Consider the following 25,783-nt stretch of genomic DNA (forward strand, 5'->3'; position numbering starts at 1 on the left):
TATCTTTGAACACGCTTTTTATGAGGTCTCACGATTGTCTCGGTCTTTCCCTGTTCTCGCCCAGATACTTCTGCTACGAGACGGCAAACCGCTCCTGGATATAAATGTTTACCACGTATAAAAAGCTGATTTCACTGCTGAACAGCCGGGAACGGAAACGCTTCACCCTGCTGTTCTTCATGGTGATCGTCTCCTCCATCCTGGAAACCGGTGGCGTGGCGCTGATGCTGCCGTTCCTGCAGGTTCTGTCCGATGCGGATAAAATCCAGGAAACGGCCATCCTGAAATTCTTCTACGACAGCTTCGGCTTTACCTCGGCCCAATCCTTCTCGCTGTTCATGGGATCGTGCATTTTCGCATTTCTCGTGATCGGGATCGCGTTCAAGGCGGTGACCCTCTATGCCCTGACCCGCTTTGGCGTGATGCGGGCCTTCGGGATCAGCACCCGCCTGCTGAAAAGCTCGCTCTATCAACCCTATATCTGGTTTGTGAGCCGCCACAGCTCGGCCCTGACCACCTCCGTCCTGACGGAAGTGAACCAGCTGGTCTCGGGCTGCCTGCTGCCCGCGCTGCAGATTCTGCCCAACCTGCTGACGATCCTGCTCATCGTGGGCTTCATCGTGGCCATCGAACCGGTCATTGCCGTGATCGCGGTGGTTCTGCTGGGCGGGTCCTACGCCCTGATCTATGCCGGGATGCGCGGGTTGATCGGGCGGCTTGGCCATCAGCGCATGATCCAGAACAAACGCCGCTTTCACGCGGTGCAGGAGGCCACCGGCGGGATCAAGGAACTCAAGCTCATGGGACTGGAGCAGGCCTATATGACCCGCTTCGAAAGTGCTGCGTTCCGCATGGCGAAAATCCAGAGCATCAGCCTGGTGATCCGGCAGCTGCCGCGATTTGCCCTGGAAACCATCGCCTTTGGCGGCATGATCGTGATGCTGCTGTTTCTCATCGTGCGCGGCGGTGGCAACCTGGCCGAGGTGCTGCCGACCTTCGGGTTTTTCGTGCTGGCCTTCGGGCGCCTGCTGCCCGCGCTGCAGCAACTCTACAGCAAATTCTCCCAGCTGCGGTTCAACGATGCGGTGCTGACGAATATTCACAAGGAAATCAATGCCCTGGTCATGCCCAAGGAGAGCGATCTTGCGCGGGCCAACGCGCAGCCGCCGATGGGGCTGAAAACGTCCCTGGCCCTGCGCAATGTGAGCTATCAGTATCCGGCGGCAGAGCGCGCTGCCCTGCATGACATGTCCCTGCATATCGCGGCGAATACCACCGTGGGGATCGTCGGCGGCACCGGGGCCGGCAAGACAACGGCCATCGATGTGATGCTTGGCCTGCTGAGCCCGGATGCGGGCACCCTGGAAGTGGATGGCACTGCGGTCGAGCCCGCACGTCTGCGCGCCTGGCAGAAATCGATCGGCTATGTCCCGCAGCAGATTTTCCTGACCGATGACACGGTGGCCCATAACATCGCCTTTGGCGCTGCCACCGAGGACATTGATATGGAGGCGGTGATCCGGGCGGCGAAAATCGCCAGCCTGCACAACTTTGTCGAAACCGAACTGCCGGATGGCTATCAGACCCATGTGGGCGAACGCGGCGTGCGCCTCTCGGGCGGACAACGCCAGCGCATCGGCATCGCCCGCGCGCTCTATCATGACCCGGATGTGCTGATCCTGGATGAGGCCACCTCGGCGCTGGATAATGTCACCGAACGGGCCGTCATGGAGGCGGTGCACAATATCGGCGGCAAGAAGACCATCATCATGATCGCTCACCGCCTGAGCACGGTAAAGAACTGTGACGAGATCTTCATGCTGGCAGGGGGCAAGGTGCTGGCCTCCGGGCGGTTTGACGATCTGATGCAGAGCAGCCCGGAATTCCGCGAGATGGCACAACAGGCCTGATCCCGCACAAAGGCTGCACCCCCTGCCCCGAGGCCCGGAATGGGGTGGGTTTATCCTGCCGCCAATAGGCTTCCGACCCCTTGCCGTGCGAGAGGGTCTGCCACCGTAGAACACGCGCGTGGTTCCGGCAGGCAAGAGATCACATCCGGGGCGGCGCGCCCTGACGACAATGCGCCCGCCTGGATATTAAATGATGCATTTGCCCATGATCTGACGTAGCCAAGCTACAACCCACCATCACCAGAGTGCCTTTTTATGCGTAAATTTCTGTTTCTCATCCCCGGCGTCCTCATCATCGGATGGGGGGGGCTTGTTGCCCTGCAGGAGATCCGGCAGTGGATGCTCGACTTTTCTCCCGATTTTTCGGCAACCGCCCCTTCCGCTCCGGAGGACTGGAGCTTTGTCGTGCTGCCCGATCCTCATAACGCCGAAGCCTATCTGCAGACCAAAGCAGCCCGCGAGATGACCTCCGAGGCCGACAGGCAGGCCCTGATCGAAGAACACACCCGCCTCTACGGCCAGATGGTCCGACAGTTCGAAACAGACATCCTGCTCGTCCCCGGCGATCTGGCGGATGGTGAGTGGTTCACAAAGGATCTGGAGACCAGATTTGAACCGCAGCTGAGCTATACCGACCGGGTGCGCGCCGCCGCCGATATCGTGTACGGATCGTTCTTTCAGGCCGCGGAGCAGGCCGGGTTCAAAACCATTCTGGTGGCCACGGGAGACCATGAATATGGCGACGATCCTTGGGTGCCGCTCAGTCGGCGGGATGCGTCCATACCGGTTTTCAGGGAATTATTTGCCTCCTACTTCGGCGGCCATGTCAAACGGACCCTGCCGGAAAACGCCGCGTATTCGACCCCCACCGGCACCGTTTTCGAAGACACCTCCTATGCGGTCAGGATCAACAATGCGGTCTTTGTGACCGTCGACATGTTCAGCCATACCGCCCGTCTCCCGAAACAGGCCCTGAATGTCCTGAAGGGGGATCTGCAAACGGTCACCGGAACGGTCAAGGGCGCGCATTTGCGGTGGCTGGAAAGCGTTCTCAAGGCCGCGCGGGCGGAGGATTCGATTGAATATGTCTTTGTTCAGGGTCACCTGCCCGTGCTCAACCCGGTGCGCGGCCGCAATACCAGCATCATGTATTTCGATGACGGGCAGCACAGCCCGTTCTGGCATCTGCTGCGCGAATATGAGGTGGATGCCTATTTCTCCGGTGAAGTGCATACCGATACCCTGATCGAGGATGCCGACACCGCCCTGCTTCAGGTCACGACACGGGCGGGGGTGCCACGCTCCATGGTCACGTCGGTGCAGGTGGATGCAGACACCTTCACCATCACGCAATACAGCTACACGCCGGACGGCACGCTTGTGGAAACCGGTCGCTACACAGCGAAAACGGACGACACGGATGCAAGCTCTTCCGGTGTCCTGACCCCTGTGGACCTCACAGAGCCTCTCCTGAACTACGACTTCGATGCGGTCCGCGACAACCGGGTGCCGAATGCCGGCGGGTTCGGCGCGTACTATGATCTGGTGTGCGCCCCGTGCGGGGTGACCCGCGGAAACGGCAACAGCTTTCTGACCGGCGGGGCGGCCTATATCACCGAAGGTTATGCCTCCCCGACCTTTCTGCGCAGCAAACCCACCACGGTCTCCTTTCGCTTCCGCTCCGACGACCAGGGGCGTGGCGTTCTGTTTTCAGCGGCAAATGCGTCTCTGAGCAAGGGTTTTGCCCTGTTCCTCGATGCGGGGCAGCTGGAGGTCAAACATTTCTACAAACGGGCCCGCGTGGATTTTGACGGCAACCTAGCGGATGGCGCGTGGCACCACGTGACGCTCCGGCACAGCGACAACGCCCCGCTGGTGGACCTGCAGATCACCGTCGACGGCCAACCGCACCAGCTTGTCGAATGGCCCATGACCGAAAGCCCCTCCTGGCGGGACCTTCTGCTGACATGGCGCCGGGGACTGGACAGCCCTCCGAACCACGTGCTCAGCCTGGGGGGCCATTTCGTGAAGCGTGACGCCGAGACGAGGGCCGCATTCCAGGGAGACATCGATGACTTCAGGCTCTGGGGCCGAACTCTGGATGACTGGGAAACAGAAGCCCTGGTGCAGGAATTCCTCGACCCCTGAACGGCCTGCGTGCCTGGCAGACATCAGATCAGCAACGTCGCGCAGCAGATTTTCCGAACCGTCATCACGATCGCCCACCGCCTGAGCCAGTGGGGAACGGTGGCGGGATGCGGGATCTTCATGTCGGCCTCCGGACGGTTTGACGATCTGATGCCGGGCAGCCCGGACTGTGGACGTCCGATGAACCCGACCTAACGGCATCCAAGAGAGTGATCTAAGTGTCCACCATCGATAGTGGACACTGTGAGGCACTCTATGAGTAGGCGAAAGAAGCGGTTTGGAGCTGACGACGAGAAGCAAGAGATTTGGGCACAGGTGGCATGGTGATATACGGTCAATGCGAACCTTATTTTCAAATGGTTGAAGGACCCGCGCTTTGCGCCGGAGGCAGAAGCCCAGAACATGAAGCAACCTTTCTACCGATCAAGATTGAGGCCGATGTTGTCGTTGAGCCAGCACTAATCGATGTTCCAATGCCATCTCCATCTGCCCCTCTGTCGGCCAGTCGCGTCGACATCACTTTATCAGATGGGCGGCGCATTTTGGTCGAAGGACCTACAGCGCTGGCTGCCGTTGTTAGCCTCGTGCAGGGTCTGGCGGTTTGATCCCTGTCCCCAGCAACACGCGCGTCTGGCTTGCCGCAGGTGTTACGGATATGCAGCGCAGGCTGAGAAGGTTCTGGAGCTTGACCCTTACACCGGCCATCTGTTCGTGTTCCGCGGCCGGCGCGGTGATCTGTTGAAGATCATTTGGTGGGATCAACAAGGCGCATGCCTGTTCAGCAAACGTTTGGAGAAAGGCCGATTTGTCTGGCCTGCTGCGAAGGACGGCAAGGTCAGCGTGACACTAGCGCAGTTGTCGATGTTGCTGGAAGGGACCGACTGGCGCATACCGCAGAAGACCTAGCGTCCCTTGAAGGTCGGATAGGCCAATAAAGACAGTGCCTTGGGTACTTTCGGGATTCACGTTTTGCCCCTGATCCGCTATAGGATCGGCGATGCTGAACGACCTCGATATCACGCCAAACGATCCTGCAGAATTACGGGCGGTGAACCGGCTTCCGGCTGATGAAGTCAAATCACAGGCGCTCTTGATCGAGAATCTCAAGCACCAACTGGCGGGACAGAAGCGCTATAGGTTTGGTGTTCGTTCCGAGAGCATGGATCAACTCAACCTAACCTTCGAAGACGACGAGGAGATCGCCGAAGCGGCGGACGAACAGGCAAAAAGCGCCCGACGAGCGCGTCGCGCTGCGCCAATCGCGATCAAAGCCGATCTTCGATGGTCTGGAAGCGTGGCTACACGCGCAGCTGCCCAAGATCTCTGGCAAGTCTCCACTGGCCCAGGCCATCCGCTACACTTTTGGCCGGATGCCGAAGGCGCGGCCATACTTGAACCACGGCCATTTGGAACTCGACAACAATACAGCCGAACGCGCGGTCAAACCCGTGGCAATCGGACCGGAAGAACTGGATGTTCGCTGGTTCCGAAGGCGGTGGCAAGGCAATGGCCATCGCCTTCACCCTAGTCGAAACTGCCAACTTGAACGACGTCGACCGACAGTCCTGGCTCACTTGGGTCCTCGGCCAAATCGCAGACCACAAGATCACACGATCAGCATCTGGATCAGCAGTTCAGGGTCGATGGATGGGCGGCCGGTGTGGCTGTAAAAATCCGCAAGGTGCGCGCAAATTATGCTCAGATCGACGAACCGGTCAATCGATCGAACCAGATGGTCTTGTGGAACATGATCCTCCAGCGAGAAGCCATAAAAGAGCGCTGACTGTGCCTCTTGTCTCGTCTCAACATCATCAATGCCTCCCCTCAGAGGCAATTGAATCAGCAACTTACACTTCGATCAAGCAAGAGTTTTTCAACAAAATAGACTCTTTCTATACCTTCGCCGCGATCTGTGTGAATGACCGCAAATAGCAGGACAAATGGGCCCAAGGACCCGATGCGCAGATCCTTTCAGAAACCATGGGCATATCGGAATGGGTCAGAGAAGGCGGGGGACTTGCCACAAAGTAGTGCTTAAGGGCCATGTCCATTGACAATACCAATCATCCTAGAATTGCATTTTGCCTCCTTGGCTCCACTGCTGAAGTTGATGGAGCCCCCTATTGCCTCAAACCTTGATCACGCGACTGTTCCAACCTCCGTTGCTCCTCGATGCTTCGCTTGACACACTGCAGCTGCCGCAGTTTGGGGATATGGGCCATGAGATGCTTTCTGTCCGTCTTGGCGACCTCTCCGGGTGCAAAGTCATCATGACCTGCGAGGAAGCGCTCAAGCGGTCCGATGCGCTTGCTGAGCGCCACCTGGAAGCCGTCCAGCTGCGCCATGACAACTGGCGCGTCCTTCCTCGCCTGTTCACGCGCTGCCGCAAATGCCTTGTCCCCGTCTCGCGCGGCGCCGTCGAGCCGCTTGAGCAGCGACGATGCCTCTTGCGAAAGGGCGGGGATGCCGACACCAAGCCGCTCACGGCGCTCGGTCTCAATACCGCGCTCCTGGGCTTCCATCGCTCCAAACATCCCGCGGTAGTCGCTGATGCGCCGCCGCAGCGGCGGGATCGCAGCTATCGCTGCCGCACGCTCCGCTCGGGCCGCCCGCCCTGCCATCAGGCCCGTGCCCCCGCGCAGTGCGGCAACGCTTTCGGGGTCGTTGAGAACTTGACTGGCCATCCGGTCCGCCGCAGCGGCTGGCTCTTTGAGCAGCTGACGGAACATCGCCATCGCCGCATCAGGATTGCGGAACACCTTGGCAGCCGCCGCCTGCAGGTCGCGTTCGGCCTCCACGACTTTTGGCGAGACCAGAGCGCGGTCCTGCGCCAACTTCGCGGCGTCGCGATCTGCCTCGACCAGCGGCGCGATTAGCCACTCGCTCGATCTTGACACCTCGGGGGCAACAGCCGTCAGCCGGGTCACGAGGCCCGCGAGGCGCTTGGCCTGGCGCGCGATGGTGTTGCGCACACTGCGCAGCACGGACTGTTTGGACGTGAGGCCACGCCGCTCGCCAAATTCGATGGCGCTCTTGATATCGACGCCATTCACGTAGTCGAGCGTGCTGGATTTCAGGCCAGACCGCGAGAGCCGGTTTTCCAGCTGAGCATGCACCAGCTGGTCTACGGTCTGAAGCTTCCACGTATTGCGATGGGTCTGCGTGCCATCGGGCAAGGTAACAGGGGTGGACCCAAGATGCTGTAGTGCGATCTCATCTCCAATTTTTGGCGCGACCTCCGCCATGACCCGCCCAAGATCCTTGCTCCAGAGCGTGTGCTGCTTGCCGCTCGCGCTTTCCAGCGTGACGTAGTAGCTCTCGCTCTTTTCCGGGTTGTGCTCAAAGGGCGCTGCTCCATGGGCCACCAATCGACCCGCCCGCTTGTCTGCGAACTCATCCATCGCCGCATAAAGCTTCACATCTGTCCTGTGCCGCGTCATCGCCACATAGGACAGCTGCCGGTCCATCGTGCGCGACGCCAGAACAAAGGCCTGGTCCACGGTCGCACCTTGTGTCTTGTGGATCGTCGTCGCGTAACCATGATCAATGGCCTTGTACTCCTCAGTGGACACGCTAACCTGCGCGCCGCTCCGACCATCGACCATCACATTCATGCGCCCATCGGCAACAGATGCGACCGTGCCCAGCATCCCGTTCTTCACGCCAAGAGCTCGATTGTTCTCCAGGAAGACAACGCGGTCACCGACTGCGAAGTCGCGCGCACCATCGTTCGTCTGGAAGCGCAACGCGCGAGGCCCAGCGGCCGCGCCTCCATCCAGCGATTGGCGACCATCGGTGTCAGGTTCCGCGACATGGGCCAGCGCACCGCGCGCCTGCAGCTCGGCCCGGATCGCATCGTTGATCGCCCGCACATCGACCCGGCGATGCGCCATGGCCACGCGCGTCCCGCCGCCGCCATCATCGCCGTCGGTAAGGTAGTCGCGCGCAATGGCCTGGATCGCATCCTCTCCGGTCTCACGCAGCTCGATCGCGCCCTGATCCCGATAGGCGGCCAAAGCCTCTGCCGTCCGATGCGTAGCGAACGCCACCGACGCATCTCGTTGCCAACCCACACGCTGCCGCCTGATCTCGGACAGCTCCGCCCGCCCGATGAACTCGGTGATCGCGCGGAAGGGGGCACCGGCCCCAATCGCCTGCAGCTGCTCGTGGTCGCCCACCAGCACGATCTTGGCACCACGCGCCTCGACCTCGGCCACGAACCCGGCCAGCTGGCGGCTGCCAACCATGCCCGCCTCGTCGATGACAAAGACATCGCCCTTGCCGATCCGGTTGCGGTCGTGGTCCCAACTGCGCGTCCAGGACGCCAGCGTGCGGCTGGATATGCCGGACGACTCCTCCAACCCTTCCGCCGCCTTGCCGGACAGCGCCGCACCACGCACGCGGTAGCCCTGCGCCTCCCAAGCCTCACGCGCCGCCGCCAGCATCGTACTCTTGCCCGCGCCCGCAAATCCAACGACAGCGGAGACACGCTCTGCACCGGTGATGTGTTTGATCGCGCCTTTCTGTTCCTCAGAAAGACCGGCGCTTGGGTCTCCAGAACGCGTCTGAATCGCGGCATCCTGCGCGCCAATGGCACGTGACACATGACCCGGATCCACTACGTGATCCGCACTCGCATGAAGCCGTACCGCCGCTTTCAATATGCCAGTCTCGACGTCCACCATCTCTTTGGTCGAGTACAACGCCAGCCCGCTGTCGCCCGGCTCGATGGCCTCATACTCCGCTTGAAGCTCGACCAGGGCAGGGGAGGCCATCACCTTCGCAAAGAGGGTCTGGAACTCTATCGCATCGTCGTTGATGTAGCGATGCAGCGTGCGCGCCACATCACGCCGGTCAAACACACTCTTCTCAGCCGTGATGATGTCCAACACCTGCTCGGGCTTCTGACGGATCAGATCGGCATTGTGCTTGGCGGCCTCAATACCCAGTCGCGCCCGTGAAGGCTTGAGCCCAAGGCGCTCCAACTGTGTCGCCTGCACGCCCATATGTTCTGTCGGGATGATCTCTAGGCCGCGCGCCATGTGAGACCTGTGATCAATCCGCACATCGAACCCGGCCAAGGCCAACCGCTCGTTGACCATCATCTCCCAGGCCTGCCGCAGCTCCCGCAACTGCATGTCTGTCGTCGCAAGAGTGTTCGCAAGCAGCCATTTGTTTTCCCGCTCGATATGGGTCTTCTCGCCAAACCCCTCCGCCGTGACCCGCCGTGTGGTCATCAGGATATGCGCGTGATGATTGCGCACATCCGCCTCGTCGTGCGGTGCATGAATGGCAAAATCGACCGCAGCCCCGTATCGATCCGCAAGCATCTGTGAGATGTCGCGCGTGACCTGAAGGCGCTGCTTTGCATCCAGTTCATGCGGAAGCGCCACCTCAAACTCGCGGGCGACCCGCGCATCCTTGCGCCTCTCAGCTTCCTCGGCGCCATTCCAAAGATCAGATCGGTCCTCGGCCCACGCCGCTTCCACGCCTTCCGGCAACACGATCTCCGCGTGCAAAACGCCACGTTTATTCGTGAAGTCGTGGGTCAGATCATCACGCGCATTCGTCAGGCTTACGCCTGCCCGATAGGCCGCTGCGGCCACGGCGCTCCGTCCTTGAGCCCGCGAGATCGGCTTCATGCTGAGGTGGTAGATCGCCACGTCGCTCATCTCTCAATCGTCTGGATTCACACGATGAATCTTGGCGATTTCGCTCTGAGTTGCAAATGCAACTCGTAAGTGCGCACTTGAAGGCAAGTGACCGCCTACGGCGAAGAGGCCGCTTTACGGCCGGTCCACTCTTCTTCAAGATTCTCGCAATACGGGAAATAGGAGCAGCACAATGGCACGCAAATCAATCGCAACACTCAAGGCAGAGATGGCAGCTTTAGAGGCACAGATATCCGAAGCTGAAGAGCGGGCGGCCATCAAGATCGGAAAGCTCGCCGCTGCAGAAGGCCTGATCGATCTGAACATCTCTGACGCCGAATGGAAAACACTCTTCAAGGAGTTTGCAGGGCGATTTCAGAAGCGGGCCGGTGACAAAGCGCAAGAAAAGCCCTCTGGGCAAACTCCGAGCCAGGCTGCATAGAGTGGACGCCGAACGCACCAGAACCGTTCTCGCAGATCGCAAGAAGGACACACGCCAAAAAATCGAACTTGGCGGTCTCATCATCAAGGCTGGCATCGGCGATGTCGACAGGCTCGCCCTCTATGGTGGTCTCGTCGAACTGGCCGAAAAACTCGAAAAGTCCGAAGAGCACAACCGCCTCGAGCGCCGCGGACGGCGTGAGTTCTTTTCATGATCCGGGCGCTCTATCTCACGGGACCAGTTGCTGCCGCCGTGATGATGGCGTTCGTCGTCGGATTCTTCTTTGACAGCTTCGCGGGTGCAGCCGATGCCGAACTCCTGCGCCTGGGTCCGCCGCTTGTGATTATCTTCCCGATGTTCGCGCTCATGCTCTTCTTGCGCGCTCTCCTGAATGACACAGGCTTTCGGGATGTGGCAGTCGGCAGCGCTGTTGGTGTGCTCATCGTGATTGGCTGGGCTGCTGTGGTCGAGTATCAACGCCTCGAACCTTTCACCGCGCGCGGATACAGCTGGGCGGATCTGATGCCATACGTGGACGCCTATGCACTCATCGCCGCCATCGTAGCGCTGCTCTTCGCCATCTGGTTTCTACGCATGGGCACGCGCGCACCGATGCGAACGCGATCCGGCAAGATGCACGCCAAGCGATCACGCAACGCCACCTATGGCGATGCAGACTGGATGACCGGGAGCGAAGCCGCGGAACTTTTCCCGGACGGCCCGGGCATTGTCATCGGCGAAAACTATCGACCGGACGAAGATCCCGAACTGCCGCGACAGACCTTTCATTGTCTGATCCCCCCGGCCCGGCAACACACCTCCCCCCGCACCTTCATTTTCGATTGACGCTACCGCTTTCAAGCGCGCAACATGGTCCGGATTTTTTGAACGCGAATATTCACCAAAGGAATATGTATGACGCTTGCACCGGTCATGGACTACGAAGCAAAACCCTCCTCCTATTTCGAGGGCTGCCGGGCGGATTATGTGGATGCTCTGCCAGAGACCCCCGACGCGGCCATCCTCGAGATCGGCTGCGCCAGTGGCGGCACCGGTGCGCTGGCCCTGGAGCGGGGAAAATGCGCAACCTATGTCGGGGTGGAACTCAATCCGGCAGCCGCCGAGATCGCAGGCCAGAAACTGACGCAGGTCCTCATCGGCAATGTCGAAGAGATGGACCTGCCCTTCGAACCCGCCAGTTTCGATGCAGTGATCGTCAGTGAAGTGCTCGAACATCTGGTCGACCCCTGGAAGGTGATGCAGCGCCTGGCGCCGCTGGTCAAACCCGGCGGGCTGGTCTTTGCCTCTTCGCCCAATATCAGTCACTACAGTGTCATTCTGCGGCTGCTGCAGGGCCGGTGGGAGCTGACCGACAAAGGTGTCATGGACCGCACCCATCTGCGCTGGTTCACACCTGCGCTTTTTGCCGATCTCTTTGAGCAGGCGGGGTTTCAGGTGACCGAAGTCCGCCCGGTGACGCCCTTTGCCAACCGCACCCGGACCCTCAACAGGCTGACCGGAAACCGCCTGCGCCATCTTTTTATGCGCCAGATCAGCATTTGCGGCAGACGCCGCTAGGATCCGCCCACCGCCTGCGGATCCGGCATTCATGATCTGGTGAAGTTTATCTGTTTGAGATAACCACAGCCTGCGCGCGGAAATATCGTAACGACTCAAACCTGTTAAGGTCCGGAGACCATGGCATCAATACTGGATGAACTCGCGGTCATTGCCGCCGTCAATCGAGAGGATGTGCTGGCCCGCGATCTGATGGCCTCACCGCTGCTGGCTTCCGACCGGGTGGAGCGGTTTTTCTGCCGCGGCGCCCGCAATATCGGCGAAGCCTATCATGCCGGGGTCGAGAACACCGCCGCCGAATACATGATCTTTGCGCATCAGGATGTCTATTTTCCCGATGGCTGGCATCTCGCCCTGCAACAGGCGATCGAAACGCTGGCGCAGAAGGGGGAAAACTGGGCGGTGCTGGGCTGTTTCGGGATCACGGCAGAGGGCGTGAAGGGCGGGCATGTGTGGTCCTCGGGCCTGCAGCGGGAGCTAAAACCGGCCTTCCAGTCGCCCCTGGAGGTGTGCTGCCTGGACGAGCTGGTGCTCGTGGTCCGGCGCTCCAGCGGCGTCCGGTTCGACCGCGAGCTGCCGCATTTTCACCTCTACGGCACCGACATCGTGCAGATCGCCCGGGCCGCGGGATATACATCCTTCGTGATCGACGCCCCGGTGGTGCATAACAGCGACCAGATCTTCCGGCTCGATCAGGGGTACCGTCAGGCCTACGACTATATGTATCGCAAATGGCAGGACGATCTGCCGATCAAGACCCTGATCGGACGGATTTCTCATGATCAAAAAGCGCTGCGCCGGGTCAACCGACAAGCCATGTCGCGCTACCTGCGCAGCTTTCTGCCCGGTCGGGGCGGGCCCAACCGCGGGGTCGATGACCCGGTGGCTCTGGCAAAACGGCTGGGCTTTCAATGAACCGGGCGCGGGATCACCACCCCTGGCACCCTGCGAGACACGCGCCGCCGCCGCACAGGCCCACCGGGAAAGGTGACATATGAAGATTGCCGTCTATTCCGCCCTTTATGGCCAGCGGGACCCGATCAACCCCGACTGCCTGGGGCAGCACCACGACTGTGACAGGTTCCTGTTCACCGATAATCCCGATCTGCGCATCGACGGGGTGACCGTGATCCACGACCCGTTGAACGGGCTGGATGTCAACCGCGCGTCGCGGCGGCAAAAGCTGCGCCCGGCACGGTATTTCCCGGACCATGACTGGAGCATCTATCTCGACAACAATGCGAGCCTTCTGGCCGATCCGGTCGAACTTGTGGGCCGCCTCGCCGAGAACCCGAAAACGGGTTTTGCCGCCTACCGGCATTTCCTGCGCGACTGCGCCTATGAAGAGGCCAAGGCCTGTCTGCTGGCAAGGCGCGACACCGCGGACCGGATCAAGACCCAGATGGCGTTTTACAAACAGGAAGGGTTTCCCGAGCACAACGGGCTCTTTACCGGCCCCTTCCTCATCCGGCGCCATGACAGCCCGGAGTGGGCGGCCTTTGGCGAGCACTGGTTCGAGCAGGTGCTGACCCATTCGCGGCGCGATCAACTCTCGTGCAACTACGTGGCCTGGAAGATGGGGCTGGAGCTGACCTATCTGGACGGCGATCTGCGCGAGAGCCCCCTAGTGCAATGGCCCGCCATTCTGCTCTCGAACCGGCAAAAGGATGCCGTGGCCCACAAAAGCCGCCTGCCGGTGATGAAACATAAGGCAAAGGCCCGGCTCAAACGCGCCCTTGGCCTGAAGAAGCCCTGAGCGCATGACCGCCCCCGCCCTCTCCATCATCGTGGTCAGCTACAACACGCGCGAGATGACGCTGGAGTGTCTGCGGTCCATCCATGCCGAGACAAGGGCCGATTTCGAACTGATCGTGATCGACAATGCCTCAAGCGACGGCTCGGCCGAGGCCATCGCCGCCGAATTTCCCGATGCGGTGCTGATGGCAGAGACAGACAATCACGGCTTTGCGCGCGCCAACAACATCGCCGCCAAACGGGCGCGCGGCGAATACGTGCTGCTTTTGAACCCCGACACGCTGGTGCTGGACGCAGCACTCGACAAGCTCTTGGCTTTTGCCCGGACGCACCCGCAGGCGCGCATCTGGGGCGGGCGCACGCTTTACGGTGACCGGTCGCTGAACCCATCCTCCTGCTGGCGGCGCATGAGCCTGTGGAACATCTTCTGCCGCACCGCGGGGCTGACGGGGGTTTTCCCCAAAAGCGATCTTTTCAACGCCGAGGCCTATGGCGGCTGGGACCGCAGCACCGAACGGCAGGTGGATATCGTGGTGGGCTGCATGTTCCTGATGACCCGCGCCGATTGGGAGGTGCTCGACGGGTTCGATCCGGCCTTTGTGATGTATGGCGAGGAGGCTGACCTCTGCCTGCGTGCGCAAGAGCAGCTGAATGCCGCCCCCCGCGTCACCCCCGAGGCCACGATTGTGCATTACGGCGGGGCATCGGAAAAGGTGCGCGCCGACAAGATGGTGCGGCTGATGCGCGCCAAAACCGAGCTGGTGCGCCGTCACATCCCCGCCTGGCAACGCCCCCTGGCGCTGGCACTGTTCCATGGCTGGCCGCTGTCGCGCAGCCTTGCCTTTGCCCTGCTGAACCGGCTGGGCCTGAAAAAGGGAACCGACAGTGCGGCCACCTGGCGCGAGGTCTGGGCCCGGCGCGCGGAGTGGAAAGCGGGGTCTGCCGCCCATGTCTGAGCGCCTGCGCATCTCCGTTGTCATCCCGCATCTGAACCAGCCAGCGTTTCTGCAGCGCTGCCTGACCTCGCTGCAGGCGGGCACAAGGCAACCAGATGAGATCTTCGTGGTCGACAATGGCTCCAATGTTCTGCCGCAAGAAGTCTGTGACGCGTTTGAAGGTGTGACGCTGCTGTCGGAGGCCACCCCCGGCCCCGGGCCTGCGCGCAATACCGGGGTTGCCGCCAGCAGCGGCAATATCCTTGCCTTCATCGATGCCGATTGTCTGGCTGATCCGGATTGGCTGGCGGTGATCGAAGAGACGTTCACAAAAGACCCCAGCGCCGAAATCCTCGGGGGTGATGTGCGCATCGCCTATGACGATCCCGGCCGGCTCACCCTGCTGGAGGCCTATGAGAGCATCTATGCCTACCGGATGGACCGCTATATCGCCCGCGAGGGCTTCACCGGCACCGGCAATCTGGCGATGCGCCGCGCGGTGATGCAGGCGGTGGGACCCTTCGGCGGGCTTGATGTGGCCGAGGACCGCGACTGGGGCCAGCGCGCCACGGGGGCGGGCCATGACCTGCGCTATGTGGCCACCATGAAAGTCTATCACCCGGCGCGGCGGAGCTTTGCGGAGCTGACCCAGAAATGGGACCGGCACAGCGCCCATGACTACAGCCTTTATCGCGCGCGCCGCCTGGGACGGGTGAAATGGCTGATCCGCACCGCGGCCATGTGCGCCTCGCCACTGGCCGAAGGGCCGCGCATCCTCGCCTCGGATCGGATCTCGGGGCTGCGGGCGCGCGGGCTGGCGATGCTGGCGCTGACCGGAATCCGGTTCTACCGCACATGGATCATGCTGCGCCTGGCGCTGAGCGACGACCCCGATGCGTTGACCGGGCGCTGGAACCGATGAGACGGCCCAGCCTGCATATTCAGGAGATCCCATGAACATCCTCTGCCTGACGGCCAACAATCCCTATGGCAAAAAGAATTTCGGCGGGGCGGAGACCTCCACCCGCCTGCTGGCCGAGAAACTGGCCGAGCTGGGCCATGGCAGTTCCTACATGTGTTTTGGCGTCACCCCCGAGACGCAACGCATGGCAAAACAGGCGGGTGTGACGCTCACCGGCATTCTCAAGCCACGCGGGCAGGCCTATGCGGCGCTGCGCTGGCTGGCACGGCTTTTGCAGGTGCTGCAGCTGATCCTCATCCTGCGGCTGCGCAAGATCGACGTGGTCTATGCCTTTTACGAGCTCGACCTGCTGGAACGGCTGCTGACCGCCCGCCGCTTTGCCCCCCGCACCAAGATCGTCATGCGCATGGCGGGCTTCCACTGGTCCTTCATGATCGACACCGACCCGGCGCTGAAAGCCAAATACACCCAGATGTTTTCGCAACTGGATTCGCTCAACCTGCTGCATGAAGCCCTGAACCCGATGATGCAGAAAGAGCTGGACCGTCTGGACATGCCGGATGTGTTCAAACGCGTGTTCTATGGCGACATCGGCACCTGGGCGCAGGTCGACCGGCAGACACCTTATACGGCACTGGACCGCACGCCGTTCCAGATCCTCATGGCCTCGCGTTTCACGATGTATCAGAAACGCCAGGACATCCTGATCAAGGCGCTGGCCCTGCTGCCCAAAGACGCGGATGTGCATGTCACCTTCGTCGGCAATGGCCCCAACCTCGGGCCCATGAAAGAGCTTGCCGCCGCACGGGGCGTTGCCGACAAGATCACCTTTCAGGAATTCATGCCGCAGGCCGCCCTCTGGCAAAAGATGCTGGAGACCAACCTGCTCTGCCACCCGGCGGATTTCGAAGGGGTCAGCAAGATCCTTCTGGAAAGCATGGCCGTGGGCCTGCCGCTGCTGACCTCGGACGTCGATCCGATCAACAGCTATGTCACCGAAGGGGAGACCGGGTTTCTCGCACCCAACACGCCGCAGGCCTGGGCCGACCGGATCGCAGAGCTGATGGCGGCCCCCGAAAAGCTGGCCCATGTCTCGGAGCGCGGCCCGGCCTATGTTGCAGACACCTATAGTGCAGATCGCAATGTGCGGATTTACGAAAAGGAATTTCGCGCCCTCTCCACCCGCTGAAAGATCAGGCCCCACCCGGATGTGATCAAAGCATCGTAGCCGGAGCCGCCTTGCGGCTGTAGTGTGCCGTCAAGGATATTTGGCTGCACCGATAGAGAGACAAAGACATAAGCATGATCCGTCCTTTGCGCATAGGCATTCTGCTGTTCCACATATGGCCGACGATGCTGGCCGCGCAGACCGCCCCCGAGACACCGCAGACCCCAACCGCCACGCCGACGGTCGTTCTGGATATCCCGCGGCTTGAAGCCTTGCGCGACCAGACCGCCCTCTTGCTGCAGAGAGGCCAGATCGATCAGGCGGATACGCTGATCGCCCAGGCCCAGAAGCAGACCCCTGACCTGCCCGAACTTCATGTCATGCGCGCCATGGTCCGGATGGCCCAGAACGCCCCCGACAAGGCATTGAAGGCGCTCGACCAGGCCGTGGCCAAAGGGTTCGCCAACCTTGACGAGACACTCGGCCATCCCTTGCTGGCCCCGCTGCGCCCCGCCGCACAGGATCTGGGGTTGATTGCCCGCAGCAGCGCCCTGCCCCGCAGCACGGGGACCCGTGCCACCCGACCGGTCGGGCAGGAACTGCCCCTGACCCTTGAAAACCTGAAATGGGACAGCCAGACCCGGCGCTTCGCGGTCCTGCTGGAGATGCCGGAGGCCCCCACGCCGGTGGCCCTGCCCCCCCTGCCGAAACGCGCAAGGGCTGACCAGCGCGCGGGCCACGCCAATCTGAACCGCCTGATCAACAGCGGCCGGGCCGCCGGGTTCTCCGGCCTGCTCTATGACAATCGGGACGCAGGCCATTCCGAGCTTGATCTGACGCGCTATCCCGGCCTGATCATCACCCGCTACGCAAAACCCCTGAAGGACAGGAAAATCAACTACGGGCTGGCCGATGATCTGCTCTATGGCACGCCGGTGATCGGGAACTCCTCCACCGCCTACAAGCGGGGCAAGGCGCCGCGCAGCCTGCCGCGCACCGCCATGACCCAGATGCCGGGGCCGACCTTTGCCTATCAGAACTACATGCTGAACCAGTTCTACGTGTACCCCGAACACCGCGATCACGACGCGGTCGATCTTTATCCGGCGAACTGGCCCTACATGATCATCAGCCAGGGATCGTCCTATCAGGACCGGCCATTTGTCGCGGCGGCAGCCTGGGCGCTGGCCGCCATGCGCCCGGACACCCGCGCCTTTCTGGAGCAGGAAAACCTGATGGTGCCCACCCTGCAGATGATCCTGCGCCGGGCCCAGGCGCATGTGCGCAACCGCGCCACCTATCTGTCGGGGGCCGCCCACCCCACCGTGTTTCAGCAGGATGCCCTGCGCTATGACCGGATCGTGACGCTGGCCCAGAGCCTGACCCCCGAGACCGTGCCGCCGGTGCCCGTGCTCAAGGTGCTGTCAGAGAGCTTTGCCCCCCGCGCCGGGCTGATCGGACGCTCCGAACGGCTGTTCAACACGCCGGCGGCCATCGCCCGCGTCTGGCGCGGGCCGGAATGGGAAAAGGAAATGATCGTGGCCGCGGACACCCTCGGGGTGCCGCTGGCTCCGGATGCCAGTTTCAATTGGGTCCTGCTGCGCGGCGACCCCGACCGCGTCCGGATCGAGCCGCTGGATGCCCAGGGCAGCCGCGCCCGCCTGACCCTCAACTGGCACGACAGACGCCCGATCGCACCGCGTGCCAAACGTCTGACGGATCGGGTGGATATCGGGGTGATCGTCACGCAGGGCGCGCTTGAAAGTGCCCCTGCTTTTGTCTCGGTCAGCTTCCCGACGCACCAGGAACGGCGTTATGAGGAGAGCCCGGACAGCAGCGGCTCCCGCCGCCTCGTGCAGATCGATTACGACGCCCTGGGTGCCGAACGCCCCTACGATCCGGTCCTGCACTGGAGCGCCCCCTGGCGCGACGTCTATGCCTACGCGCAAGGGAAAGTGATCGGTTGGACCCGGGTCTTCATGGACGACACCCCAAACCAGCATTTTACGGCTGATGGTCGATTCGAAAATGGGCAGAAAGCAGCCTACACGCTAAAGGGGAAGAAAAAAGGCTCGCCCTTTCTTTCGGTTGCAATTTCACCCGCGCCTGTCGGGCAAGAGTGATTCGCGGCGCCTTTGACGCGCCAGCAGAATTTGGAAACCATCACTACCTTTTGGCGAAATTGTCGTAAAAACTGAAATAAATATCCGCCAAATGTAGCCAAAGTCACAGACGACGCCGGTAAATGCGAACATTTTGAGACCGAAGATGGATTTTGGTCTTCTTTGGTAAAGATGGAGGTGGTAACAAAGTGACGAGGGGGTGTTCCGGATATCAACGCCAATCGGCGGTGATTTCTCTTGGGGTACCTGGAATAGTAAATGTAACTTTGGAGTAAAAAGATGTCGTATTCGATCAAATCTCTTTGCCTCGCTGCGGGCATCACTGCCGCCAGCACAATGGGCGCCTCGGCAGCCCTTCTCGATTTCACAGCAAGCACGAACACTTCCGGTTCCATCGGTGGTGGCATCAACTGGAGCCTGTCCGCGACAGGTGGTGCAGTTAATGCAGACACCGACAGCGACGCCCAGGGCGTCATTCCGGCGCCTCTCGCGCTGGTCACTGACGGCGTTGGCGTTGGCGGTCAGGATGACGAGGTTACGAACACAGGTCAGACACTGACACTGTCGTTCACCAAAACCATCTTCCTGCAGGGGGTCCACTTCCTTGACCTCTTCATCGGTCCGAACGGTACTGAATCCGCACTGACCTTCAACGATGCTGACAACAGCCTCATCGTGGAAGTCTTCGCGACAGACGATGGTGAAGTGAGCCCGAACAACGGTTACGGCTTCAAAGCTGTTGCTGACCTGGCGATCAAATCGATCACATTCGTGCCTGGCGACGGTGTCGACACAGCAAACGGTGACTTCGCGCTGGCCGCGATCGACTACCGTTCGACTGACGGCAACACACCTGACACAGTGCCGCTGCCTGCCGCAGGCTTCCTGCTGATGGGCGCACTTGGTGGTCTGGGTCTGGCCCGCCGCCGCAAGAAAGCCTGATACGGCTTTCAAAAGCGACAACTAAAAAAGAAAAGCCCGCGCAATGCGGGCTTTTTTTATGGCCAGCGCTCAGATCGGGCCACGGGAATGATGTGCCCCTCCCCCGCACCACACAAAAGCAATCCCCGCCTTTGCAGAAACAAAGAAGCCGCCGCCGCAAAAGCGAATGCCTTTCAAGAAAAGCCAGGCCGCTGTTCTGAAGAAAAAGGCCGGGGGGGGCCGGGATCTGGTCAGGGCACCCGCCCGCCAAGAGCCATCACCTTTCAGCTGATCACACCAAGGCTGCCGTTTTACACGACAGCGGGGTCAGCTGTAATAGTCGTAGCCATATTCCTTGCCCATGTAGCGACACTTGTTCAGCACGATCCCCAGCACATTGGTGCGCTTGGCGATCTCACGTTCACAATTGTCCACTTCGCTGATGGAGGTGCTCTCTGCAGCAGCGACCAGCAGGGTGCAATCAACACTGTCGGCAAAGCCCATCATGTCATCACTGACCAGCATCGGGGGCATGTCGAAAATCGTGATCGTCGGCTTGTAGGTCTGCTCGACCTCGTCCAGCGCTTCCCGCATCGTATCGCTTTGCAAAAGTTCCGATGGGTTGCGGGCGGAATGGAGGTTGGCCCCCACCAGCATGTTATCGGTGATCCGCACCAGATGCTCATTGATCGGGTCCCGGCCCTCAAGCGCCTTGGAAAACTGGCTGATGCCGCGCGGCATGCCAAGTGACGCGGCCACATTCGGGCGCCGCAGATCCATTTCGATGACAGCCACCCGCTGCTCGGGCTGGCGCGCGATGCTGAACGCAAGACACAGGCTCAGCGTTGTCTTGCCACAGGAGGCATTGGGGGAGGTAATGGCCAGCCGGGACCACCCGTTGTCCCGCATGGCCTGCAGCACTTTCGTGCGCAGCATATCAATCGGCGTCGACAGCGAATTCCGCTCAAAGGCAGGTATCTTGTGCTCGTTCAGCAGATCCTGATCGGGCTCAAAAGGCTTGAGTTCACTCCAGACCGTCGCCAGTTCGGAGTCCCCCTTGATGGAGGATTGTTTTGTGCCTTCCGCCGCCGGGGCCGCCGGTTTCTTGCCTTGACCACGCTTGGCGCGGGCCCTTTCGAGAGCAACCTGAATACGTTCCATATCTTTTACATCTCACCTTTTGATCTGTACCCGCGCGCGCCGACCAGGTTTAGGGCATATACCGGAACAATATTACCCGGTGCATAACTGGTTCCCATCATGAACTCCCCCCGCCCATCAGGGCGACGATGCTGGACAGCCCGGTCTTGTCGAGCAGCCGTTCAATCAACAGATCCAAGGGCAGGTAATAGGTATGCAATGCCCAGATCGTCACCGGCGCCGCGATCACGGCAATGAACACGCCACAGATGATAATCGTATCATGTATCTTACGCTGCCGGGTCGACCGGATGTACGGCAGGGTTGCAATCGGGGTGATGCCCAGCTTGGTCTGGATGTCGATCGGGCGCCGGATTGAGGAGTTGATCAACTCCATCAGAACCACGAAAGCCAGACCAAGCACGATCCCCACGCCAACGCTGCCGCCTGCGATCAAGGGCCGGTTCGGGCTCGACGGGCGACCGGGCACAACAGCCGGCTCAACCACGGAGAACCGCTGACCCTTGGCCAGCACTTCGATCCGCTCCCCCATCTCGGCGGTGGCGAGACGCGCGGTTGCACCTTGATATTGCCGCTGGGTATTTTCAAACGCCCGGTTCAACTCTTCGAGCTGAATGGAATTGCCCGGGGTCGCATCGATCGTTTCCTGCAGCTTGGCAATCTGCGTTTCGATCTCCTGCTTTTGCCGGGCAAAGGCCTCAAGCTGCTCGTCGATATCCCCCAGCTGCAACTCGTAAAGGGCCTGGGCTGCATCCTGCTCATTCCCGTTTGACTGAGACGACACGACCGTCTCCAAAGCGGCAATCTTGGCCTGCAGCACCCGAACCCGCGGGTTCTGCGGGGAATAGATCAGCAGCGCGCTGTCGAGCTCATTTTGCAGGGACTGCAATTGCCGCTGTTCGGGCGACAGATCCGCCGCGGATGTATCGACACGGCCCGTGCGTTCGAAAAGATCGACGAGATTGGCCCGCCGGTCCATGAGAGCCGCTTCCTCACGTTCAATCTGGACCAGCCGCTGCTGCTGCGATGTCTGCTGAGACCGGCGAAAATTCATGCTGTCCGGCAGGGCGTTCTGGTTTTGCAGCTTGAACTGCAGGATCCGGCTGCTTCTTTCATCAAGCTCGGCATTCAGACGCGCCACTTCCTGCTCGAAGAATTCCAGCGTCTGCGTGGCATTCCCGGTGCGGATCTCGACGTTCTCGGCCAACAGCCGCGTGACCAGTTCATTTGCAACCGCCGCTGTCTTTGTCGGCGTGCGCCCGCGGAACCCGACAGTCAGCGTCGTTGCCGTGCCGCGCTTGCCGCGGGGCTGGGCAATCATGATCCGCTGGCGCATGTCACTGATGATATAGTTCGGGGTCAGCTCGCTCCGGTTCGGATAGATCTGCATCTTGTCGGCAATCTCCAGCACGGCAGACCGGGTGGTCAGCCGTTGCCGGATGATCTGAACCTGCTCGCCCGGCGTGGTCTGCACCGTCGAGGCCGCCAGATCGCGCGGGATCTGCGGACGCTCCACCAGCACCAGCGCCGATGCGGAATATTCAGCAGGCAGCATCGCGGAAACGGTAATCCCCGCCGCGGAGACCAGCCCCGCAATCACCAGGAAGTAATGAAAGCGCCGAAAGAAAATCGACAGGTAGAATTTCGGATTGAATTTCATGACTCAGTCTTTTCCAGAAACAAAACATTCGACAAAAACAAACCATCCCTGAGCACATTGCGCACCATATCCGCGGACACGGTCTCCTGGTCTTCAGAGGAGGCATAGACAAGAGAAAAATCAGCCAGCTGGTTCACCAGGCGCGGGATACCGCGGGCCGACCGCGCGATGAGCTGTATCGCCTCATCGGTGAAGACCTCCCGCGTGGCACCGGCAGTGCGCATCCTGTGCTTGATATAACTGGTCACTGTCTCCACGCTCATGGCTGATAGGTGAACATTGGCAGCAACCCTCTGGCAGAATTGTTCCAGTCCGGGCTGGTTCACGATGTCGCGCAGTTCCGGCTGGCCCACAAGCACCAACTGCAGCAACTCGTCCTTATTGGTGTTTATGTTTGTATACATACGCAATTCTTCAAGCGTTTCGCGGTCCAAATTCTGGGCTTCGTCAAAAATCAGGACCACGCGCCGGGCCTGGCTGTATTCCTCGATCAGAAACATCTGGAACTGGTTGAAGAGATCGACATAGTCCGAACCGGGCGGCACTTCCTGCGACAGCGCCATCATGACCCAGCGCAACAGATCACCCCGGCCGCCCTGGGCGTTCGAGATCAGCCCGACGGTGATATCATCCGAGATCTGTCTCAGAAGATACTGCAGCAGCGTTGTCTTGCCGGCCCCCACATCGCCGGTCACCAGCGTGATCGGCGCATGGGTAAAAAGACCATACTCCAACATGTTGAAGGCACGCTTGTGGGCTGCGGACCAATAGAGGAAGTCCGGATCCGGCACCAGCGAGAACGGTCGCTCGGTCAGGCCAAAGAACTCCGTATAGATATCGAAAGAGTTGGACATGTTCATCTCGTCTTCCCGCAACCTTGTTAATCCACGCACTCAAACCGAACACATTTGAGACATGTCGCGACGTCTCGCCAACTTCCGGACCGCAACCGAGGATGCCATATCGCATTTTACCCCGGTGTTCATCCAGTTTTTGCCCCCACAAGGCAACACATCCACCCTGTCTGCACGCTGCCTTTAGCACGATTGCGGCGCGTTTCGGGAAAACTGCCCAAAAAGTCACAACATCCACAAAATATGATGCTATTTAATGATTCGAATGCGAATCAAAGTTGGACAAAATTGAGCCATTCGTATGAATCGGCAATATGCTGGGTGGCGCAATACACGGCTGGGTTGATTAAAAAATGGGCAAACGCTCCGAAGAGATCGGCGAAAACAGGTGGACAACTTAAATTCCCTTAAATATCAGATGCTTAACATCTTTCCTAAAATTTACCCTAAACTATGATGAAATTGCCAAAAGGCCCTCTGGCTTGTATGAAGAGGTGTTCCGAAAAAATTTGTGAGGAAGTTGAGAAGTTTAAATTTATTTCAAGTTTGGTCTCTAATAGATCGGACGTCTGTACTCAGTAAATGGCCTCGGCCGGCACAGTGAAGGTTGCAAGTATGTCTATCCATTACACGAACATTTCCGAACACGACGACGATGCGAAATTTGTGGCATCCACGGGTATCGTGTCGGCTCCCTCCGATCTTTACCGGACAAGCGTTAAAAGATGCCTAGACGTGGCGCTGACCCTGCTTGCCGCACCGGTTGTCCTGCCTTTCGTCATCACCCTTGCGCTCTGCATTTTCCTGCGCGACGGCAAGAACCCGTTTTACTCGCAAAAGCGCATCGGCCTGAACGGGCAGGTTTTCACCATGTGGAAACTGCGCAGCATGGTGGCCAATGCGGACGCCCTGCTGGAAAAGCACCTCAGCGAGAACCCCGACGCCCGCGCGGAATGGGACAGCAAGCAAAAGCTGCGCAATGACCCGCGCATCACCCCTTTCGGTGCCGTCCTGCGCAAAGCGTCCCTGGATGAGCTGCCGCAGCTCTGGAACGTGCTGAAGGGCGACATGAGCCTTGTCGGCCCGCGTCCCATGATGCCCGAGCAGCGCGCCCTCTACGCGGGTCAGTCCTATTACGGCATGCGCCCCGGCGTGACCGGCCCCTGGCAGATTTCCGACCGCAACGACACGACGTTCTCGCGCCGTGTGCAGTTCGATGACGCCTATGACGATCAGCTGTCTTTCCAGACGGACACGAAGATCATCCTTGCGACGGTCCGGGTCGTGTTCAAGGGAACAGGATGCTGATCTGCCCCGCAGATTGACTTAAAAAGCACGCATTTGTTGGCATAGAGATGCCTGCACAGCCTTCACATTGAGGCGATTGGTTATTAGTTTTAATAGCCAATCGCCTCAATTGCTCTTATTCATCATTTTCACCATTCGCGGATTATTTTCATGGTTCTGATGCGTAGATTCCTGTTCCCCCTCCTGCTTCTGATGGCGCTGAGCGCCTGTGAAACTGCGGAAGAGCGCGCCGAAGGGCATTTTGCCACGGCACAGGAGCTGCTGGCCGAGGGGGATGTCGACCGGGCCCTGGTCGAGCTGCGCAACGTCTTCAAACTCAACGGCCAGCACCGCGAAGCCCGCGAAGTCTATGCCCAGATCCAGATGGACAGGGGCCGCGAGGACATCGCCTACAAGCAGTATCTGCGGCTGGTGGAACAATATCCCGAAAACCTCACAGGCCTGCGCGCGCTGAGTGAAATCTCCCTGCGCCGCTTCGACTGGGAAAGTGCGGAACGCTACATCCCCCGGGGCTATGCGCTGGCGCCGGATGACCTGTCGTTCCGTGCCATGGATGCGCTGCTCAACTACCGCACGGCGCGCGATGCGGAAGACAGCGCAAAGATGTCGGAGGTGATCCAGCTGGCCCGGGACATCCTGGAAGAGGATGACACCCAGAACGTGGCGCGCCAGATTCTGATCGATGATCTGCTGACAAACCAGAACCTGACGGAGGCTCTGGAGCAGGTCGAGCTGTCTCTGGAACAGGACCCCGAGAACCTGCGCCTGCATGAGGTCAAACTCCGCATTCTGAACGAACTGCAGGAAACAGAAACGGTCGGCAGCCACCTCGAAGTCATGATCCGGCAATTTCCGGAAAACGAGCAGATCCAGAACTTCCTGATCAGCTGGTATGTGCAGGAAAACAAGCTGGACGAGGCAGAAGACTTCCTGCGTAAGCTGGCCGCGGATGCGCCCGAAGAAGACCGCCGGGACGCGCATGTCGTCGTTCTGCAGTTTTTGCAGGCCACCAAGGGCAGCGCGGCCGCCGTCGCCGAGATGGACGCGCGGATCGCCGCCGGTGAGGATGTCGTCTTTTACCGCAGCATGCGGGCTGAGCATCTGTTCAACCGCGGAGACCGCGACGTTGCCATCACCGAGCTTCGGGATATCATCGAAAGCAGCCCGGCCTCGGATGATACACGTAATGCCAAGGTTGCCCTGGCGCAGATGCTCGAGGCGACGGAAAACAATGTCGGCGCGCGCGC

At 60.3% G+C, this 25,783-nt stretch carries 20 protein-coding genes and 3 pseudogenes; 18 read left to right on the top strand and 5 right to left on the bottom strand.

Going from position 1 to position 25,783, the window contains the following annotated elements; genetic code table 11:
• The first annotated feature begins 104 nt into the window (after positions 1-104).
• The 5 genes and pseudogenes from ISX84_RS21510 to ISX84_RS21535 form a co-directional block, all read left to right on the top strand.
• The gene (locus ISX84_RS21510) at positions 105-1,910 is read left to right on the top strand and encodes an ABC transporter ATP-binding protein (RefSeq protein WP_195822478.1); all 1,806 of its coding nucleotides are present in this window, start codon (positions 105-107) and stop codon (positions 1,908-1,910) included.
• A 255-nt stretch (positions 1,911-2,165) separates the two neighbouring features.
• Positions 2,166-4,058: a LamG domain-containing protein gene (locus ISX84_RS21515; protein WP_195822479.1), complete on the top strand. Its 1,893-nt coding sequence runs from the start codon at positions 2,166-2,168 to the stop codon at positions 4,056-4,058.
• Positions 4,059-4,067: 9 nt separating this feature from the next.
• Complete coding sequence (locus tag ISX84_RS21520) at positions 4,068-4,253, top strand: hypothetical protein (RefSeq protein ID WP_195822480.1); 186 nt, start codon at positions 4,068-4,070, stop codon at positions 4,251-4,253.
• A 406-nt stretch (positions 4,254-4,659) separates the two neighbouring features.
• Positions 4,660-4,964 (top strand): annotated as a pseudogene (gene tnpB / locus ISX84_RS21525) (IS66 family insertion sequence element accessory protein TnpB).
• A 314-nt stretch (positions 4,965-5,278) separates the two neighbouring features.
• Positions 5,279-5,672: pseudogene (locus ISX84_RS21535) on the top strand (IS66 family transposase); the annotation flags it as partial.
• Here the strand turns inward: ISX84_RS21535 and ISX84_RS21540 are convergent.
• Positions 5,668-5,874, bottom strand: a pseudogene (locus ISX84_RS21540) (IS5/IS1182 family transposase); the annotation flags it as partial. The pseudogenes ISX84_RS21535 and ISX84_RS21540 overlap by 5 nt on opposite strands.
• 304 nt (positions 5,875-6,178) lie before the next feature.
• On the bottom strand, positions 6,179-9,730 hold the full coding sequence (gene traA, locus ISX84_RS21545; RefSeq protein ID WP_229884484.1) for a Ti-type conjugative transfer relaxase TraA: 3,552 nt from the start codon (positions 9,728-9,730) through the stop codon (positions 6,179-6,181).
• Between the two features lie 172 nt (positions 9,731-9,902).
• Here traA and ISX84_RS21550 point away from each other — a divergent pair, with 172 nt between their 5' ends.
• From ISX84_RS21550 to ISX84_RS23320, 11 genes are all read left to right on the top strand, one after another.
• Entirely contained in the window at positions 9,903-10,151 is a 249-nt protein-coding gene (locus ISX84_RS21550; protein ID WP_195822481.1) for a TraC family protein, read from the top strand.
• A gap of 1 nt (position 10,152) precedes the next feature.
• The gene (locus ISX84_RS21555) at positions 10,153-10,365 is read left to right on the top strand and encodes a conjugal transfer protein TraD (protein WP_195822482.1); all 213 of its coding nucleotides are present in this window, start codon (positions 10,153-10,155) and stop codon (positions 10,363-10,365) included.
• Positions 10,362-10,997, top strand: coding sequence for a hypothetical protein (locus ISX84_RS21560; protein ID WP_195822483.1), 636 nt, complete (start codon positions 10,362-10,364; stop codon positions 10,995-10,997). Before ISX84_RS21555 ends, ISX84_RS21560 begins: the two co-directional genes overlap by 4 nt.
• A gap of 69 nt (positions 10,998-11,066) precedes the next feature.
• Positions 11,067-11,729, top strand: coding sequence for a class I SAM-dependent methyltransferase (locus ISX84_RS21565; RefSeq protein WP_195822484.1), 663 nt, complete (start codon positions 11,067-11,069; stop codon positions 11,727-11,729).
• 120 nt (positions 11,730-11,849) lie between these two features.
• On the top strand, positions 11,850-12,644 hold the full coding sequence (locus tag ISX84_RS21570; protein ID WP_195822485.1) for a glycosyltransferase: 795 nt from the start codon (positions 11,850-11,852) through the stop codon (positions 12,642-12,644).
• 79 nt (positions 12,645-12,723) lie between these two features.
• Positions 12,724-13,485 (top strand): glycosyltransferase domain-containing protein, encoded by a 762-nt coding sequence (locus tag ISX84_RS21575; RefSeq protein ID WP_195822486.1) that lies wholly within the window; start codon positions 12,724-12,726, stop codon positions 13,483-13,485.
• A gap of 4 nt (positions 13,486-13,489) precedes the next feature.
• Positions 13,490-14,440 (top strand): glycosyltransferase family 2 protein, encoded by a 951-nt coding sequence (locus ISX84_RS21580; RefSeq protein WP_195822487.1) that lies wholly within the window; start codon positions 13,490-13,492, stop codon positions 14,438-14,440.
• Positions 14,433-15,341 (top strand): glycosyltransferase family 2 protein, encoded by a 909-nt coding sequence (locus tag ISX84_RS21585; protein ID WP_195822488.1) that lies wholly within the window; start codon positions 14,433-14,435, stop codon positions 15,339-15,341. Before ISX84_RS21580 ends, ISX84_RS21585 begins: the two co-directional genes overlap by 8 nt.
• Before the next feature lie 31 nt (positions 15,342-15,372).
• Entirely contained in the window at positions 15,373-16,530 is a 1,158-nt protein-coding gene (locus tag ISX84_RS21590; RefSeq protein ID WP_195822489.1) for a glycosyltransferase family 4 protein, read from the top strand.
• Positions 16,531-16,643: 113 nt separating this feature from the next.
• A complete protein-coding gene (locus tag ISX84_RS21595; RefSeq protein ID WP_195822490.1) occupies positions 16,644-18,632 on the top strand; it encodes a tetratricopeptide repeat protein in 1,989 nt (662 codons plus the stop codon).
• Positions 18,633-18,911: 279 nt separating this feature from the next.
• Positions 18,912-19,574: a VPLPA-CTERM sorting domain-containing protein gene (locus ISX84_RS23320; RefSeq protein ID WP_229884486.1), complete on the top strand. Its 663-nt coding sequence runs from the start codon at positions 18,912-18,914 to the stop codon at positions 19,572-19,574.
• 306 nt (positions 19,575-19,880) lie between these two features.
• On the opposite strand, the gene ISX84_RS21605 is transcribed toward ISX84_RS23320, so the two are convergent.
• The 3 genes from ISX84_RS21605 to ISX84_RS21615 form a co-directional block, all read right to left on the bottom strand.
• Positions 19,881-20,714, bottom strand: coding sequence for a CpsD/CapB family tyrosine-protein kinase (locus ISX84_RS21605; protein WP_195822491.1), 834 nt, complete (start codon positions 20,712-20,714; stop codon positions 19,881-19,883).
• 97 nt (positions 20,715-20,811) lie between these two features.
• Entirely contained in the window at positions 20,812-22,374 is a 1,563-nt protein-coding gene (locus ISX84_RS21610; RefSeq protein ID WP_195822492.1) for a GumC family protein, read from the bottom strand.
• Positions 22,371-23,228 (bottom strand): ExeA family protein, encoded by an 858-nt coding sequence (locus ISX84_RS21615; RefSeq protein ID WP_195822493.1) that lies wholly within the window; start codon positions 23,226-23,228, stop codon positions 22,371-22,373. Before ISX84_RS21615 ends, ISX84_RS21610 begins: the two co-directional genes overlap by 4 nt.
• A gap of 615 nt (positions 23,229-23,843) precedes the next feature.
• On the opposite strand from ISX84_RS21615, the gene ISX84_RS21620 reads away from it, so the two are divergent.
• Entirely contained in the window at positions 23,844-24,536 is a 693-nt protein-coding gene (locus ISX84_RS21620; RefSeq protein ID WP_195822494.1) for a sugar transferase, read from the top strand.
• Between the two features lie 150 nt (positions 24,537-24,686).
• Positions 24,687-25,783: tetratricopeptide repeat protein (locus tag ISX84_RS21625; protein WP_195822495.1), on the top strand; the 1,097-nt coding region annotated here is incomplete at its 3' end.

It is taken from the genome of Roseobacter sp. MH60115, assembly GCF_015644665.1.
Classification (GTDB): Bacteria; Pseudomonadota; Alphaproteobacteria; order Rhodobacterales; family Rhodobacteraceae; genus Roseobacter.

What these genes read in the sequence shown, in the direction of transcription:
- ISX84_RS21510 (WP_195822478.1), top strand. Translation starts at nt 105, where the DNA reads ATGTTTACCACGTATAAAAAGCTGATTTCACTGCTGAACAGCCGGGAA.
- ISX84_RS21515 (WP_195822479.1), top strand. Translation starts at nt 2,166, where the DNA reads ATGCGTAAATTTCTGTTTCTCATCCCCGGCGTCCTCATCATCGGATGG.
- traA (WP_229884484.1), bottom strand. Translation starts at nt 9,730, where the DNA reads ATGAGCGACGTGGCGATCTACCACCTCAGCATGAAGCCGATCTCGCGG.
- ISX84_RS21550 (WP_195822481.1), top strand. Translation starts at nt 9,903, where the DNA reads ATGGCACGCAAATCAATCGCAACACTCAAGGCAGAGATGGCAGCTTTA.
- ISX84_RS21560 (WP_195822483.1), top strand. Translation starts at nt 10,362, where the DNA reads ATGATCCGGGCGCTCTATCTCACGGGACCAGTTGCTGCCGCCGTGATG.
- ISX84_RS21565 (WP_195822484.1), top strand. Translation starts at nt 11,067, where the DNA reads ATGACGCTTGCACCGGTCATGGACTACGAAGCAAAACCCTCCTCCTAT.
- ISX84_RS21570 (WP_195822485.1), top strand. Translation starts at nt 11,850, where the DNA reads ATGGCATCAATACTGGATGAACTCGCGGTCATTGCCGCCGTCAATCGA.
- ISX84_RS21575 (WP_195822486.1), top strand. Translation starts at nt 12,724, where the DNA reads ATGAAGATTGCCGTCTATTCCGCCCTTTATGGCCAGCGGGACCCGATC.
- ISX84_RS21580 (WP_195822487.1), top strand. Translation starts at nt 13,490, where the DNA reads ATGACCGCCCCCGCCCTCTCCATCATCGTGGTCAGCTACAACACGCGC.
- ISX84_RS21585 (WP_195822488.1), top strand. Translation starts at nt 14,433, where the DNA reads ATGTCTGAGCGCCTGCGCATCTCCGTTGTCATCCCGCATCTGAACCAG.
- ISX84_RS21590 (WP_195822489.1), top strand. Translation starts at nt 15,373, where the DNA reads ATGAACATCCTCTGCCTGACGGCCAACAATCCCTATGGCAAAAAGAAT.
- ISX84_RS21595 (WP_195822490.1), top strand. Translation starts at nt 16,644, where the DNA reads ATGATCCGTCCTTTGCGCATAGGCATTCTGCTGTTCCACATATGGCCG.
- ISX84_RS23320 (WP_229884486.1), top strand. Translation starts at nt 18,912, where the DNA reads ATGTCGTATTCGATCAAATCTCTTTGCCTCGCTGCGGGCATCACTGCC.
- ISX84_RS21605 (WP_195822491.1), bottom strand. Translation starts at nt 20,714, where the DNA reads ATGGAACGTATTCAGGTTGCTCTCGAAAGGGCCCGCGCCAAGCGTGGT.
- ISX84_RS21610 (WP_195822492.1), bottom strand. Translation starts at nt 22,374, where the DNA reads ATGAAATTCAATCCGAAATTCTACCTGTCGATTTTCTTTCGGCGCTTT.
- ISX84_RS21615 (WP_195822493.1), bottom strand. Translation starts at nt 23,228, where the DNA reads ATGTCCAACTCTTTCGATATCTATACGGAGTTCTTTGGCCTGACCGAG.
- ISX84_RS21620 (WP_195822494.1), top strand. Translation starts at nt 23,844, where the DNA reads ATGTCTATCCATTACACGAACATTTCCGAACACGACGACGATGCGAAA.